The sequence below is a fragment of the Spongiibacter pelagi genome (genome assembly GCF_014705705.1).
Taxonomy (GTDB): Bacteria; Pseudomonadota; Gammaproteobacteria; order Pseudomonadales; family Spongiibacteraceae; genus Spongiibacter; species Spongiibacter pelagi.
The window spans coordinates 17,215-32,300 of record NZ_JACXLD010000003.1 but is presented as its reverse complement, the minus strand read 5'-3'; the positions used below and the strand labels follow the sequence as shown (position 1 = coordinate 32,300).

13 protein-coding genes are annotated in these 15,086 nt (G+C 53.6%); 3 read left to right on the top strand and 10 right to left on the bottom strand.

The features are described 5' to 3' along the window. Positions 1 to 69: 69 nt before the first annotated feature. Complete coding sequence (gene crp, locus IB286_RS06380) at positions 70 to 708, top strand: cAMP-activated global transcriptional regulator CRP (RefSeq protein ID WP_190763700.1); 639 nt, start codon at positions 70 to 72, stop codon at positions 706 to 708. A gap of 36 nt (positions 709 to 744) precedes the next feature. Here the strand turns inward: crp and IB286_RS06375 are convergent, their stop codons facing one another. The 10 genes from IB286_RS06375 to IB286_RS06330 form a co-directional block, all read right to left on the bottom strand. Continuing rightward, entirely contained in the window at positions 745 to 2,283 is a 1,539-nt protein-coding gene (locus IB286_RS06375; RefSeq protein ID WP_190763698.1) for a DHA2 family efflux MFS transporter permease subunit, read from the bottom strand. Between the two features lie 12 nt (positions 2,284 to 2,295). After that, entirely contained in the window at positions 2,296 to 3,288 is a 993-nt protein-coding gene (locus IB286_RS06370) for an HlyD family secretion protein (protein ID WP_190763696.1), read from the bottom strand. 84 nt (positions 3,289 to 3,372) lie between these two features. Continuing rightward, complete coding sequence (gene trpC, locus IB286_RS06365; protein WP_190763693.1) at positions 3,373 to 4,179, bottom strand: indole-3-glycerol phosphate synthase TrpC; 807 nt, start codon at positions 4,177 to 4,179, stop codon at positions 3,373 to 3,375. Positions 4,180 to 4,183: 4 nt separating this feature from the next. Then, positions 4,184 to 5,221 carry an anthranilate phosphoribosyltransferase gene (trpD, locus tag IB286_RS06360; RefSeq protein ID WP_190764283.1) on the bottom strand — a complete coding sequence of 346 codons (1,038 nt, stop codon included), beginning with the start codon at positions 5,219 to 5,221 and terminating at the stop codon, positions 4,184 to 4,186. 5 nt (positions 5,222 to 5,226) lie between these two features. Next, positions 5,227 to 5,811: an aminodeoxychorismate synthase component II gene (locus IB286_RS06355; RefSeq protein ID WP_190763692.1), complete on the bottom strand. Its 585-nt coding sequence runs from the start codon at positions 5,809 to 5,811 to the stop codon at positions 5,227 to 5,229. Continuing rightward, positions 5,811 to 7,307, bottom strand: coding sequence for an anthranilate synthase component I (gene trpE, locus IB286_RS06350; protein WP_190763690.1), 1,497 nt, complete (start codon positions 7,305 to 7,307; stop codon positions 5,811 to 5,813). Before trpE ends, IB286_RS06355 begins: the two co-directional genes overlap by 1 nt. 807 nt (positions 7,308 to 8,114) lie before the next feature. Next, positions 8,115 to 8,801, bottom strand: a complete 687-nt coding sequence (locus tag IB286_RS06345) for a phosphoglycolate phosphatase (RefSeq protein WP_190763688.1) — start codon at positions 8,799 to 8,801, stop codon at positions 8,115 to 8,117. After that, positions 8,798 to 9,466, bottom strand: a complete 669-nt coding sequence (gene rpe, locus IB286_RS06340; RefSeq protein ID WP_190763686.1) for a ribulose-phosphate 3-epimerase — start codon at positions 9,464 to 9,466, stop codon at positions 8,798 to 8,800. The genes IB286_RS06345 and rpe overlap by 4 nt, the downstream gene beginning before the upstream one ends. A 104-nt stretch (positions 9,467 to 9,570) precedes the next feature. Beyond that, positions 9,571 to 10,257 (bottom strand): N-acetylmuramate alpha-1-phosphate uridylyltransferase MurU, encoded by a 687-nt coding sequence (gene murU / locus IB286_RS06335; RefSeq protein ID WP_317889715.1) that lies wholly within the window; start codon positions 10,255 to 10,257, stop codon positions 9,571 to 9,573. After that, the gene (locus IB286_RS06330) at positions 10,254 to 11,288 is read right to left on the bottom strand and encodes an aminoglycoside phosphotransferase family protein (RefSeq protein ID WP_223826182.1); all 1,035 of its coding nucleotides are present in this window, start codon (positions 11,286 to 11,288) and stop codon (positions 10,254 to 10,256) included. Before IB286_RS06330 ends, murU begins: the two co-directional genes overlap by 4 nt. 122 nt (positions 11,289 to 11,410) lie before the next feature. Here IB286_RS06330 and IB286_RS06325 point away from each other — a divergent pair, with 122 nt between their 5' ends. Continuing rightward, positions 11,411 to 13,831, top strand: coding sequence for an LPS-assembly protein LptD (locus tag IB286_RS06325; RefSeq protein ID WP_190763684.1), 2,421 nt, complete (start codon positions 11,411 to 11,413; stop codon positions 13,829 to 13,831). Beyond that, positions 13,824 to 15,086: a peptidylprolyl isomerase gene (locus IB286_RS06320; RefSeq protein WP_190763682.1), complete on the top strand. Its 1,263-nt coding sequence runs from the start codon at positions 13,824 to 13,826 to the stop codon at positions 15,084 to 15,086. Before IB286_RS06325 ends, IB286_RS06320 begins: the two co-directional genes overlap by 8 nt.

The window sequence follows — 15,086 nt, the reverse complement described above, 5'->3', positions numbered from 1 at the left end:
GAGGCTCGCCATCTGCCCTCAAGCACGGCATACTTAGGGGCTAAGAATACAAAGCTGCCTGGATTTACCGTGCTCATTACTCCAAAACCTGAAATTCCACGGATCACCGATTTTCTGGCCCAGTGCCACCGTCGGCGTCACCCGAACAAAAGCACCCTGATTTATGCTGGGGATGCCAGTGACACGCTGTACTACATTGTCGATGGATCGGTAACCGTTCTGATTGAAGATGACGACGGTAAAGAAATGATTGTTGCTTACCTGAATAAAGGTGAGTTTTTTGGTGAGATGGGCGTGTTTGACGACGGCATTCCACCGACTCGCAGCGCCTTGGTCAGAAGCCGCAGCGAATGCGAGATTGCTGAAATTCCCTACGAGAAATTTCACCAGATTCGCGATCAATACCCTGACATTCTTATCGCGCTGGGCCGTCAAATGGCGCGACGCTTGCGTCAAACCACCCGTAAAGTTGGCGACTTGGCGTTTTTAGATGTGACTGGCCGTGTGGCCCATACCCTGCTTGATCTGTGCAAGCAACCCGATGCCATGACCCACCCAGACGGTATGCAAATTAAAATTACCCGTCAGGAAATTGGTCGCATTGTTGGCTGCTCCCGCGAAATGGTAGGCCGCGTACTCAAAACCCTAGAGGAACAGGGTCTGGTGCATGTGAAAGGTAAAACGATGGTGGTCTACGGCACTCGTTAAGGAGTGCCGCGTTCTTTTCGCCAGCTACGACTCTCGTTATTTCTGAGTTGAAGCCGCCTGCTGTTGCTGGCGAGTACCAATCTTGCGAATCAAAAGCAACGCCGGCATCACGGCAATAAACGCCACCAAAACAAAGACAAAAGAATCTAAAAACGCCAGTAAATGGCTCTGCTTACCCAACTCCATCGCCATTAACATTCCCGCCTCTTTAGAATCGCCCGCAATTCCCAGCGGCAACAACCACGCCTGCACACTACTGCTATCGAGCCGGAGCTGCGCGCCCAGCTCATGCCAGTAAATTTGGCTGCGCTGACTCAGCAGCATGGTGACAATGGAAATTCCCAAGGCCTGTCCCAAGGTTCGCATCAGCGAAAACACCCCGGTTGCATCGGCAACCAGTGCCGGTGGCACCGAGGAATAGGCCAGTGTAGACAGCGGCACTAACAACATTCCCAAGCCCAAGCCCTGAATAAAGCCGGGCACGACCAACCAAAAGCTGTCGATTTGCAGGGAGTAATTTGTCATCGGCAAGGTGCCGAGACAGAACAATACCGCCCCCGCCACCACCAAGCGGCGCGGCTCGATATAGTCCATCAAACGCCCCACCGTTACCATGCTGATCATGCTGGCAATGCCCCGCGGCGCCATCATCAAGCCTGCTTGCGAGGCGGTATATCCCAGCAGGTTCTGCATTAACAGCGGCAACAGCACCATGGTGCCGTACATGCCAATACCGCAGGCGACCATCAATAAGCAACTCGTGGAGAAATTACGATCTTTAAAAATTTCGAGATTGACCAAAACCTTGCCAGCGGGTTGAGCGCTGTGCCAAAAATAGCCAATAAAGCCCACCACACTGAACAGGGTTAGCAATCGAATTTCATTAGACTCATACCAATCTTCTCCCGCGCCGCGGTCGAGCAACATCTGCAAGCCACCGAGCGCCATCACCAGAAGAACAAAGCCCCACCAATCCATTGGCCGTCTGATCCGCTTGCCTTGTGGCACCACCTTCCACGCGATTAAGGTCGACACTACGCCCAAGGGCAAATTAATAAAAAAAGTCCAGCGCCAACTCAGGGCATCGGTTAGCCAACCACCCAATGTCGGCCCTAAAATCGGCCCGACCATAACCCCAACGCTCCACAGCCCCATCATCCGGCCACGGGCCTCCGGCGGAAAATTCTGCACCATAATGGCTTGAGACATCGGCACCAGACTGGCACCGAAAATACCTTGGAGAATACGAAAGGTCACCAGCATCGAGAGGGAATCCGCCAAGCCACACAACACCGACGTCACCGTGAAACCGGCCATGGAAATCACGAGATAACGGCGCTGACCCAAGCGCTCAGAAAAATACCCGGTAAGCGTCATAAAGATGGCGGCAGGCACGATATAACTGGTGAGCACCCAACCAATTTGAGAGGGCGTCGCCGCCAGATCACCCTGTATATGCGGCAGCGCCACATTCACAATGGTGGTATCTAAAACCTGCATGACAGTCGCCATCATAATGGAGACCACCAGCCAAATACTTTGGCGACGACTCAATGGCGCCGGGGTTTCAGTCATTGCAGGAAACCCTTAAATTCCCTGACTGCCAGTATCTACACGCACATGGGCACTACTGCCAATACGCAACGGAAAGTGTTGATCGGCATCGGTGATTCGAATTCGAACCGGCACGCGCTGAGTCACCTTTACCCAATTGGCTGAGGCATTTTGCGGCGGCAACAGCGAAAATACGCCGCCGGCGGCCGGGCTTATGGTTTCCACCACGCCGTGAAAGGCGTGACCAGTGTACATATCGACCGACACATCAACTTGCTGTCCCGGCTGAATACGCGCCAAATCGGTTTCTTTGAAATTGGCCTCCACCCAGAAATCCTGATCGCAAACCACGTTAAACAGGGCTTTATACCCCACTACCGTTTCGCCTTTATGCACACCAACGGTATCGGTAATGCCATCACAAGGAGCAACTATTCGAGTTTGTTCAAGCTCCCACTCGGCTTGCTCGACATTGGCCTGCGCCTCAACCACTTGGCTATCCAAGGCGCCCTGCTGTTGCTGGCGCGCCTCAGCCTGAGCCAGTTTGGCTTTAACCACTTGCAAGTCAGCCTGCGCACGATAGAAGGCGGCCTCGGCAGCCTCCAGGGCATCGTCTGACATATATTTTTCGCGCTTTAGTCCCTTTAGGCGCTGCCAGTGCTTATCGGCATTGCTTAAACGCACCTTCACTTCAGCGACCGAAGCGCGCGCAGCGGCAACCGCCGCCTCACGCTCAGCAACATCGCGGCGGGCCAAATCCAAACGAGATTGGGCTTTGAGAAGGGCTAATTTATAAGGCAGAGGATCAATTTCGAGGAGCAGTTGGCCGCTATCAATACGGCGCTGACTTGCCGTATTCACCGCAACAACCGGCCCGGCCACGGCCGCACTTACCTGAACCGACGTGGCATCAATATACGCATTTTCAGTGCTGGGATAACGCGCAGAATAATGATCGTAGGCGTACAAACCTGCAACACCACCCACCAAGACCAGCAGCAGTACCAAGCCTTTCCACAGATTCATTGTTCACTCCTAGTCACCCGGTGATGTTCAGGGCTGACGCGGCGGGTGAGTACGCGACATAAAAGCAAGAAGGGGGAACAGCACTCAGGCCTGAGTGCTGAATAGCCGTTGTAATTCAGTGCCGGGCTCATCGGCGCGCATAAACGCCTCGCCGACTAAAAAGGCATTTACTCCGTGCTGGCGCATGGCAGCAACATCTTCCGGAGTGTGAATACCGCTTTCTGTCACGACCAGAAATTCATCGCCAATCTCATCCAACAGCTCGTAAGTATTATTCAAGCTGGTTTCAAAGTTGTGCAGATTGCGATTATTTATACCGAGCAGGCGATTTCCCAACGGTAGTGTGCGGTGTAACTCTTCGCGGTTATGGGCTTCAATCAGCACATCCATACCCAAATCCCGCGCCAAGTCATTTAACTCGCGCATCGACGTGTCATCCAGCGCAGCGGCAATCAACAAAATACAGTCAGCACCAATCGCTCGCGCTTCTACAACCTGATAGGGATCAACAATAAAATCTTTGCGAATCACCGGCAGTGCACAGGCTGCCCGTGCCTGTTGCAGATAGGCTTCGCCGCCCTGAAAAAAGTCGGCATCGGTCAGTACCGACAAACAGGCCGCACCGCCCTGCTCATAGCTTTTAGCAATATCCGCAGGAACAAAATGCTCGCGAATAACACCCTTGGACGGCGAGGCTTTTTTCACTTCAGCAATAACCGCCGACTGACCCGCCGCAATTTTAGCTTCTATCGCGCGTACAAACCCACGCGGCGCTGAGGCCGCTCCAGCCTGTTCACGCAGAGTTTCAATTGAGGTATGCGCGCTGCGCTCGGCAACTTCCTGCCACTTACGATCAATAATTTTTTTCAGTACGGTGGGAGTATCGTTCATCAAATCAACCTACCAGCCCTTGCGAAAACACTGCCAAGGCCTCCATTTTTTCTAGCGCCAAGCCTCCGTGAATCGCATCTTCAGCCAAGGCCACGCCTTGCTTGAGATTGCTCACCACACCGGCAACATAAAGCGCCGCCCCCGCATTAAGGGCGATCATATCCGCCGCTTTTTCTGCCGCTTCGGTTTCGCGCTTGCCCAATGCATCGCGGATCAGTGCCAGCGAGGCGGCGCTGTCTGCCACGTCTAATCCCATCAGGCTCTGGCTTTTTAAACCGACATCTTCTGGAGTCAGGCGGTATTCAGTGATCTCGCCATTTTTCAGCTCAGCCACCAAGGTGGGTGCAGCAAGACTGATTTCATCAAGCCCATCAGTGGCGTGAACCACCATCACATGTTCGGCACCCAGGCGCTTTAATACTTCCGCTAGCGGACGACACAGCTCGCCGGCAAACACACCCAAAACTAGGCGTTTTACACCTGCAGGATTAGTCAGTGGCCCCAAGATATTGAAGATGGTGCGCTGGCCGATTTCCTTGCGCGGGCCAATCGCGTGCTTCATGGCACCGTGATGGTTGACTGCAAACATAAAGCCAACACCAACTTCATTAATACAACGCGCCACTTGCTCTGCGCTTAAATCCAGACGGATACCTGCCGACTCTAACAAATCAGCACTGCCGCTTTTTGAAGATACGGAACGATTGCCGTGCTTGGCGACTTTGGCGCCGGCGGCCGCCGTCACAAACGTGCTCGCCGAAGAAACATTAAAAAGATTGGCACCATCGCCGCCAGTACCGACGATATCCACCACATGCTCAAGCGACTCAAGCTGCACCGGCGTGGCCAGCTCGCGCATAACCCGAGCGGCACCTTCAATCTCGTCAAGGCTCTCGCTTTTCATACGCAGGGCGACCAAAAACGCCCCGATTTGCGCATCGGTGCACTGGCCACCCATGATGTCGCGCATTACATCGGTCATTTCATCGGTATTAAGATCAAGGCGGTTAATCACCTTGCCCAAAGCCGTTTTAATATCCATGCTGCTCATGCGCGGCGCTCCAAAAAGTTTTTGAGCATTTCGTGGCCCTGCTCAGAGAGGATCGATTCCGGGTGAAACTGTACCCCTTCAATATCCAAGGTTTTATGGCGCACACCCATGATTTCGTCAGGCTCGCCGTTTTCCAGCTGAGTCCAAGCAGTCACTTCCAAACAATCGGGCAGACTGGCTTTTTCAATCACCAGTGAATGATAGCGGGTCGCCTGCAAAGGATTTTTCAGTCCAGCAAAGACGCCTTCATCTTTATGATGAATGGCAGACACCTTGCCGTGCATCACCTCACGGGCGCGCACAATCTTGCCACCAAACACCTGACCAATACTTTGGTGACCAAGACACACGCCTAAAATGGGTAACTTGCCGGCAAAGTGCTGAATGGCCGCCATGGAGATACCGGCTTCATTAGGCGTGCAAGGGCCAGGAGAAATCACCAAATGGCTGGGCTGCATAGCCTCAATTTCATCCAAGCTAATTTCATCGTTGCGGCGTACCACCACATCGGCACCTAACTCGGCCAAATACTGCACCACGTTGTAGGTAAAAGAATCGTAGTTATCAATCATCAACAGCATTAGTGTTGCCCTCCTGTTGATTGCTGGCTGGCCTGCACCATAGACGCAGCACGAAACACCGCCCGCGCCTTATTCATGGTTTCCTTCCATTCGAGTCGCGGCTGGGAGTCGGCCACAATGCCGGCGCCAGCTTGGATATGCAGCTGCCCGTCTTTGATCACCGCCGTGCGGATCGCAATAGCGGTATCCATATTGCCATTCCAAGAGAGATAGCCAATGGCACCGCCGTAAACACCGCGTTTTACCGGCTCCAACTCATCAATAATTTCCATGGCGCGAACCTTGGGCGCACCACTTAAAGTGCCCGCCGGCAGAGTTGCACGCAGCACATCCATGGCATCAATGTCGTTGCGCACCTGCGCTCGAACATTGGACACAATATGCATCACATGGGAATAGCGCTCGACCACCATCTTGTCGCTCAGCTCTACGGTGCCGGTTTTCGCCACCCGACCGACATCGTTACGCCCCAAATCAATCAGCATTAAGTGCTCGGCGATCTCTTTGGGATCGGCCAACATTTCTGCTTCCAAAGCCAAGTCTTCCTCCTCGGTGCGGCCACGACGACGAGTTCCGGCAATCGGCCTAACCGTGACTTCACCGTGTTCAAGGCGCGACAGAATTTCTGGCGATGAACCTACAATATGGAAATCCTCAAGATTGAGGTAATACATATAGGGGGAAGGATTGAGATGGCGCAGTGCGCGATAAAAATTCAGCGGCGAGGCACTAAAAGGAATACTCAAACGCTGAGATAACACCACCTGCATGGTGTCACCGGCCAGCACGTATTCGCGCACTTTTTCCACCGCCGCTTTGAAGTTCTGTTCACCAAAGCTGGACACAAATTCGGTTTCCGCCACACCTTCAGCGGCCAAATCCAAATCCGGCAAACTTGGGCAAGGCTCACGCAGGCGCTGCTCTAAAACATCGAGGCGCGCCTGCGCCTGAAAATAGGCATCCGCATTCGCAGGGTTTACATGGGTAATCAGCGTGACTAGGCCAGAGAGATTGTCGAACACCAACACCTCTTCCGACACCATCAACAAAATATCCGGCGTACCAATCACATCCTTTGGCGCACCGCCAAACAGCTTGGGCTCGACATAACGCACGCTGTCATAGCCAAAATAGCCGACCAACCCGCCGTAAAACGCCGGTAACTCCGGCAGATCTGGCACCTGAAAACGCTGTTGAAAATCTTCGATAAATTGCAGCGGGTCACGCGTAGTCACCGACTCAACCAGCTCACCATTGTCCTTAATGGTCAGTTGATCACCCTCGGCCCGGAGAATAGTAGAGGCGCCGAGCCCGAGAATGGAGTAACGGCCCCACTTCTCACCGCCGTGCACCGATTCGAATAAATAACTATAGGGCGAATCCGCCAGCTTCAGATAAGCACTGAGTGGCGTTTCCAGATCAGCCAAAACCTGACGAAAAACGGGAATACGATTGAAGGGCTGCTGAGCCAGCTCCTGAAAACGGGAGAGTTGCATGATAAATCCTTGTGAAATGGTGGAACACGGCGTTAGATCGGCGAGCGCCGACAGGCATCCATCACCGCCATCGACGGCTATCACGCGCAAATTGGGTGCGGGCGTTAAGCTCCATTTCACAAACTCATTAAGCAATTTTGACTCATTGTAACCGAGCTTCTGGCGCGGCGAAACCGCCAGCGTGGAATGGGTTTCACCCTTGGGGGGCGTGGTTTGGGAAGCTCTCTTCCCGATTGGGGGTTTTATCGCCTTAAGGGGCGCAGCCTACGAAAGTTTTTTGTCCCGAGGGGACGGTTTAAGAAAGGTTTTCGCCCTTCTTGGGCGACTTACTTCTTTTTTCGTGAAAAAGAAGTAAGCAAGAAAACACGCCCCGCAGTACCGCCGATGGCAAACAGCGCCATCGGTACTCTGCGCGCTTTGAACCTGAACGGGCGCTGCGGAACTCGGCCTTTGGCCTCAAACAGTCCTCGCGCTATTTCCGTTCAGATTCTTCAGTGCTCGACGGCCCTGAAGGGGGTGATCGGTGCCACCCCAAACCCCGTCCGAACTCGCCGAACATCGTAAAAATTCAATGAAAGGGTTTCGCGAGGACTGTTTGAGACCGAAACGCAGTGAAGGTCGAGTTCCGCAGCGTTTCATTGAATTTAAAGAAGTGAGGGTAGCCGTAGGCCGAGTGAGCGGGGAAGGTTTCTTTTGCTTCGTTTTCTTTTAAAAGAAAATGAAGTCGCCCAAGAAGGGCGAAAGCCATTCTCCCCCGTCCCCTCGGGACTAAAAAAAAATTCCTAGGTCGTCCGCTCAGGACACCCCCTAAACCAGGTCAAAAAAATCATCCACCAATAAGTCCGGTTTCGCGTCTGCCACCGGCGCGCCGTGGTTATAGCCATAACTCACACAGGCCACCGGCACACCAAGTGCCCTCGCCGCACCAACATCATTCACGGAGTCTCCCACCATCACGGTATTTTCTGCCGCAATGCCCAAACGTTCGCAGGCGAGTAGCAAGGGCGCGGGATCAGGTTTGCGCACGGGCAAGGTATCGCCACCGATCACTACGGGCATAAAACTATCCAATTTAAGATGCGCCAGAATCGGATGGGTAAAGCGCTCGGGTTTATTGGTGACGCAAGCCATAGCAATACCAGCTTGCTGCCAAGCGCTTAGTGCCTCGAGTACACCGGTGTACAATCGGGTATGGGAGTGGCTATCCTGCTGGTAGAAGTCGTAAAACGCCGCCAATAGCCGGTCGAAGGGCTCACCCACCGCGTCAGCTTCAGCAATATTTAAAGCGTGAGCCAAGGCGCGCTGTACCAATTTACCGGCGCCGTTACCGACCCAAGCACGCGCGCGTTCTTCCCCCGCTGCCGCATAGCCTTCCGCCAACAATGCACGATCTAGGGCGTTAGCAATGTCCGGCACGCTGTCAACCAGTGTGCCATCAAGATCAAACAGCAGGGCTTTGAGTGGCCGCCCATCTAGTAGCCCGGCTAATTTCATACCGAGGCCAGTTCGCGGCGCATTGTGTCAATGACGGCCTGATAATCGTCTTGATTAAAAATGGCCGAGCCCGCAACAAAGGTATCGGCACCGGCAGCGGCAATCTCGGCAATGTTCTTAGCGGAAATACCGCCATCGACTTCCAGACGAATATCGCGACCAGAGGCGTCGATCAGGGCGCGCACTTCACGCACTTTGTCGATAGTCGAGGGTATAAAGCTCTGCCCACCAAAGCCGGGGTTAACCGACATCAGCAGAATCATATCGAGCTTGTCCATAACATATTTCAAAGACTCCAGTCCGGTAGCGGGGTTAAGTACCAAGCCCGCTTTGCAACCCGCATCGCGGATCATTTGCAGAGAGCGATCCACGTGGGTGGACGCATCGGGATGGAAGGTAATAATGCTGGCACCCGCCTCGGCAAAATCACCGATCAGGCGATCCACCGGCGACACCATCAGGTGAACGTCAATCGGCGCTTTGATGCCGTAATTACGCAGCGCTTTGCACACCATGGGGCCAATGGTCAGATTGGGCACGTAGTGGTTGTCCATAACATCGAAGTGGACAATATCCGCCCCCGCATCCAGCACGTTTTCAACTTCTTCGCCCAAGCGGGCAAAATCCGCAGACAAAATTGAGGGCGCAATCCAGTAATCGGTCATGGCAATGATTCCTTTGGGGGCTAAGCGGGTCCGGAGGGAAGCTAAGCGGTTGTGGCAATTTGTTAGCAAATATTTTACGCGAAAGCGGGCGTGCCTTCAGCTCGCTAGGCAGATTCTTTCTGTAGAAAATCATCCAGTGCGGCGAGTCGCTCCGGCGTACCAATATCCCACCACTGTCCGTGGAAGGCACTAGCCGTAGCTCGCTGTTCGGCAATTAAGGTATCGATAATCGGTTTAAGAGCGCGCTTCCCCTGGGCCAATTCAGCAAAGACCGCAGGCTGCCAAACACTCACTCCCATAAAGGTCAGGGCATCATCATCCCGCTCAGCCAATGCCCCTTGTGAGGAGATAGAAAAATCGCCGGCGGGGTTGTGCGCGGGATTCACCGTTAAAAACAAGTGGGCCGAAGCCGGTGAAATCGAGGTCAACGGCGCAAAATCCATATCCGTCCAGATATCGCCATTAACCAGAATAAAAGGATCATCCCCCAGTAGCGGCAAGGCCTTAACAATCCCGCCGGCGGTTTCCAGCGGCTCACTCTCAGGTGAATGCAGAATGCTAAGGCCATAGCGCTGACCGTCACCCAGATAATCCAAAATCTGTTCAGACAACCAGGCGCTGTTCACCACAACTTCACGCACACCGGCCTGCGCCAGCTTTTCAAGATGGTAGTCGATCAGCGGTTTACCGCCGGCCTTTAGCAAGGGTTTGGGGCAAGTCTCGGTCAATGGGCGCATCCGGCTGCCCAGCCCCGCCGCCAAGATCATGGCCTTCATCGGGCGATCACTCACAGACTAACAACCCGATACCAGCTTTGCTGCTGGGCCAGCGGCAATAATTTTTCTTCAAACCAAGCGACAAATTCCGCCAATTCCGGATAAGCGCGAGCAACCTCAAGGGTGTAGGTAATGACCAAGGGCAGGTCATTGAGATAACCATCTTTACCGTCGCGTAAAAACAGGCGAGCAAAAATGCCCAGTACTTTGATATGGCGTTGCAACCCCATCAAATCAAACTGACGAAGAAAGGCTTCAGGTTCAGCAACCGGAACCCCGCCATCTACCAGCATCGCCCGATACGCAAGCGCCCAAGCTTGCACCTGCGCAGGCGACCAACTCACATAACAATCGCGCAGCAGGGAAACCAAATCGTAGGTATAGGGGCCGAGCACCGCATCTTGAAAATCAATCAAGCCCAAGGCCTTATCTTCAAGCACCATAATATTGCGGCTGTGAAAATCCCGATGAACCACCACCTGCGGCTGTGCCAGTGCGGAATCGCAAAGCAGTTCGAAAACCTCACCCAGCATTTTTCGTTCAGTTTCTGACAGCGAATAGCCCAGCAACTGTTCGATAAACCAATCGGGAAGCAGCGCCATCTCCTGCATGAGACGAGCGCGGTCATAGGCGGGCAATTCACCAGCCGATACTTTTATAGCCTGCATCGCTTGCAGGCTAGCCATGGCCTGCAAATAAAATGGTTCGGCGATTTCAGTCGACTCTAGCAGCGGCAATAACAGCTGGCCGCCAAAATCCTCTTGCAACAAAAAGCCTTGCTCACGCTCCCATCCCAACAAGGCAGGCACTCGCAAGCCATTATCAAATAACAATTTTTGGACTTTAACAAAGGACTCATTATCTTCTTTGTCAGGCGGCGCATGAACGGCGATCAGCGGCGCTTGCGCGGCGGGAAACAGCCGGTAGTAACGGCGAAAACTGGCATCGCCAGACACCATTTGCAGCTCGGGCAAGTCGGCCGGATCCTGTTGAATTTGTTCGGCGCCCCACTGGTGTAGGGCCGCAACGGCATTATCTGAACTCAAACTGGCTTTCCCCAACAAGAAAATGGCGGTGAAAAATCCCCGCAGCGCGGGCATCCTAGCAAAGAATGCTTTATTATCCACACCCAAACTTACATCGTCATTCTGCCCAATAAATCAAATAGATGCTCGCGTTTCGCTTTACACCTTCGGTCCTGCTTAGCTGCCTGATTGGCCTTGGCATCAGTTCGCCCGCCTTTAGTCAGCAAAACTCGACCGAAACCGATGCCCCTCAAAGTTGTAATGCCCTAAACGCTGGCGATATCAAGGTCAATTATTCGGCCTTGATCCCCTACTACCAACATTGGTTTTGGGTGCCGGATCACGTCATCAAAAAACAATCGGATTGCAGCTATTCACCGGGTTGCCGTGGCAGCTTTGTGGAACCGCGTCGAGATTGGGAAGGTGCCGACCTCGATCCTTCAATCGCACCGTTAGAAGTCTCCGCTCAAAACATTGAATCTCTTAATGAGAGTGCCAGCATGAGCGGCGATGTCGAGCTGCGCAAAGGTAATCTCCGCCTCGATGCCGGCTACGCCCGTTACAACCGCAGCAATGGCCAAATCAGCCTGCGCGATAACGTGGTGCTCAGCCAGCCCGGTTTTATTCTGCGCGGACAATCTGCCGAGCTAGATACCCAAAATGCCTTGGGCGAAATGACCCAAGCCGAAATTCTGAGTTTTGAAACCGGCGCTCGCGGCACTGCCGGACGCATCGCCCGCCCCAGTTACGGCGAATTTCTGCTGGAAGAAGCCAGCTATACCCAATGTACGCCGGATAATGAAACCTGGTCATTACACGCCGGCAATATCAAGTTGGATTACGAAACCGGACGGGGCGTGGCCCGTGACACCACCATTAAAATTCACAATATTCCGGTATTTTATTCGCCGTATTTAAACTTCCCCATCGACGATCGCCGCGCCACTGGCTTCCTCTTTCCCAGCTTGGGGCTATCCGATAATCGTCTGGATATTTCGCTGCCCTACTACTTTAATCTGGCACCTAATTACGATTTAACCTTGGCGCCTCGCTATATCGAGACCCACGGCGAAGCGTTAGAAACCCGCTTCCGCCACCTGTCGCGCTATGCCGAGTGGGACTTACAAACCAGTTACCTGCCCAGCGACCAGCAAACCAATGACAATCGCTGGCTAGTAGGATTAGAAGAAAACGGCCATTTCGATCAACGCTGGTCCTCCTCGGTGGACTTCAACAAGGTCAGCGACCCCGACTATTTTCTGGATCTGGGCCTGTCCAGTGTTTCCGTTAAGCGCAGCACCCACCTCAACCAACAAGCCAGCTTGCAATACTTTTCAGAAAACTGGCGCGGCCTGCTAGAAGTTCAGCAATACCAAACTATTGCCGCCGTTGAAGACCCCTACCAGAAACTGCCGCAACTGAGCCTGTTCTACCAATCTCCTACCCGTAACTTTCAGTTGGAGCCGGAGTTAGAGCTGGAATACAGCCGCTTTGATCACCGCGACAGCTACGGCAAGGGCGGCACCAAACTGACCGGACAGCGCCTCTACAGCAGCATCGGCGCCAGCCTGCCCATGCGCTGGCGTTGGGGCTTTATTGAAACCGGCCTGCGCAACCGTCACGTGGTATACGATCTGGATGATGCTGATTTGGCCGGTGTGGATGCCAGCCCCAGCACCAATAGCCCGCAACTCACCATCGACTCAGGTCTGTTTTTTGAACGCCAGCTTGAACTGGGCGACCAATTATTTAGCCAAACTTTAGAGCCGCGACTGTTCTACCGCTATTCCGAGTATCAGGATCAAAGCCAGCAGCCAGATTTTGACAGCGCTGCACTCACCTTTAACTTCCAACAACTCTTCCGGGATTCGCGCTTTACCGGCCACGATCGCCTAGATGACGCCAACCAGCTCACCGCCGGTCTTACCAGCCGTTTTATCGACCTCGATCGCGGGCAGGAATTTCTGAGCGTCAGCCTCGGCCAGATTTTCTATTTTGACGACGGCCGGGTACAGTTACCGGGCGACCCCATCCGCAAAGGCAGCAATTCTGATGTCGCGGGCCAAGTTCGCTTAGAAGCCAATAATAATCACAGTGTCAGTGCCGATATCTTGGTAGACGCGCGCCACATGGATACCAATCAGAGCAGCATCAGCTACCATCACAACCGAGACGATGGCAGTCTGTTCAATCTGGGCTACACCTTCCGCCGCGCGGGCAACCAGTTTGGCGGCCTAGATCAAGACATAAAACAATTAGATGGCTCGCTCAGCTACCCCATCAATAATCAGTGGAAATTGTTCGCCCGCAGCCAGTACGATCTGGAAGAAAAGCGCACCATGGAAAACCTGATCGGTGCCGAGTACCAAAACTGCTGTTGGCTGACCCGCGTGGTTTTCCAACAGGCTCTGGAACCTGACGACAATACTGGGTCTAATACCAACGCCACCACGCTGAACAACGCCATCTTGGTCGAATTCCAGCTCAAGGGGCTGGGTGGCCTAGGCACCGCCGTAAGCAACGTTTTAAAAGAAAGTATTTTTGGTTATCAAACGAATGAATAAATTTCGCCTTACATGCACCACCTTGCTTCTCACCCTCGCTAGCAGTTGGGCGGCCGCGGATACCCGCTGGCTAGACAGCATTGCCGCCATCGTGGATGACGACATTATTCTGGTCAGCGAACTGCAATCTCGACTGGATTCAGTAAACGCCAATATCGCCCGCAGCGGTCAGCAAGCACCACCCGCGGAGCAATTGCAGCGCGAGGTTTTAGACCTGCTGATTATTGAAAGCATCCAAATGCAGATGGCAGATCGTGTCGGCCTGCGAATTGATGACGAGCAACTTAATGGTGCCGTAGGTCGCATCGCCGCCAAGAACAATATGAGTCTGGAGCAATTCCGTCAGGCACTAATTAGCTCCGGCACGTCTTACTTGGATTTCCGCGAGCAGATTCGCCGCGAAATGATTTTGCAGCGTGTGCAAATGGGCAATGTGAATCAGCGCATCCAGATTAGCGAGCAGGAACTGAACAACTACCTCAGCTCGGAAGACGGCCTGAAACAAACCTCACCTGAATACCATTTTGCCCATATTCTGGTGCCGGTAGCTTCTGAAGCCACCCAAGCCGAGCGCGATGCCGCACTGAAACATGCGCAAACCTTGGCCCAGCGTTTACGCCGTGGCGAAAACTACAACTCCCTCGCCAGCAGCAAGGTGCAAGTCAGCGATCTGGGTTGGCGCAAGGGCACCGACCTGCCCTCTCTGTTTGCCGATGTTGCCCCAACCATGGGCAATGGCGATGTATCAGAACCCCTGCAGAGCGCCAGCGGCTACCATGTGATCGAGCTGCTAGAGAGCAAGGGCGTAAAAGAACTGGTTAGCCAAACCCGCGCCAGCCACATCCTGCTTAAGCCTTCAGCCATCCGCAATGAAAAGGCCACTGAAAAGCTGGCAGCCGATCTGCGCACCCGCGCCATGAACGGTGAATCTTTCGCTGATATGGCCCGCGAATACTCCGAAGATATCGGCTCCGCACAGGAAGGTGGCGACCTCGGCTGGACGATGCCCGGTCAATTGGTACCCGAATTTCAAGAAGGCATGGAAAACACCGCCATCGGCCAGATCAGCCAACCGATTAAATCCCAATACGGCTGGCACATTATTAAAGTGGTGGATCGTCGCCAGCACGACGTGACCGACGACCTGCGTAAGCGCATGGCGCGCAACGCCCTACACGACCGCAAGTATCAGGACGAACTAGACATCTGGCTGCGCAAAATCCGCAGCGAGGCCTATGTCGATATCAAGATCTAG

Excerpts from the sequence above, each read along its gene's own strand:
- IB286_RS06375 (WP_190763698.1), bottom strand. The coding sequence starts at position 2,283 with ATGACTGAAACCCCGGCGCCATTGAGTCGTCGCCAAAGTATTTGGCTG.
- IB286_RS06370 (WP_190763696.1), bottom strand. The coding sequence starts at position 3,288 with ATGAATCTGTGGAAAGGCTTGGTACTGCTGCTGGTCTTGGTGGGTGGT.
- trpC (WP_190763693.1), bottom strand. The coding sequence starts at position 4,179 with ATGAACGATACTCCCACCGTACTGAAAAAAATTATTGATCGTAAGTGG.
- trpD (WP_190764283.1), bottom strand. The coding sequence starts at position 5,221 with ATGGATATTAAAACGGCTTTGGGCAAGGTGATTAACCGCCTTGATCTT.
- IB286_RS06355 (WP_190763692.1), bottom strand. The coding sequence starts at position 5,811 with ATGCTGTTGATGATTGATAACTACGATTCTTTTACCTACAACGTGGTG.
- trpE (WP_190763690.1), bottom strand. The coding sequence starts at position 7,307 with ATGCAACTCTCCCGTTTTCAGGAGCTGGCTCAGCAGCCCTTCAATCGT.
- IB286_RS06345 (WP_190763688.1), bottom strand. The coding sequence starts at position 8,801 with ATGAAATTAGCCGGGCTACTAGATGGGCGGCCACTCAAAGCCCTGCTG.
- rpe (WP_190763686.1), bottom strand. The coding sequence starts at position 9,466 with ATGACCGATTACTGGATTGCGCCCTCAATTTTGTCTGCGGATTTTGCC.
- IB286_RS06325 (WP_190763684.1), top strand. The coding sequence starts at position 11,411 with ATGCTCGCGTTTCGCTTTACACCTTCGGTCCTGCTTAGCTGCCTGATT.
- IB286_RS06320 (WP_190763682.1), top strand. The coding sequence starts at position 13,824 with ATGAATAAATTTCGCCTTACATGCACCACCTTGCTTCTCACCCTCGCT.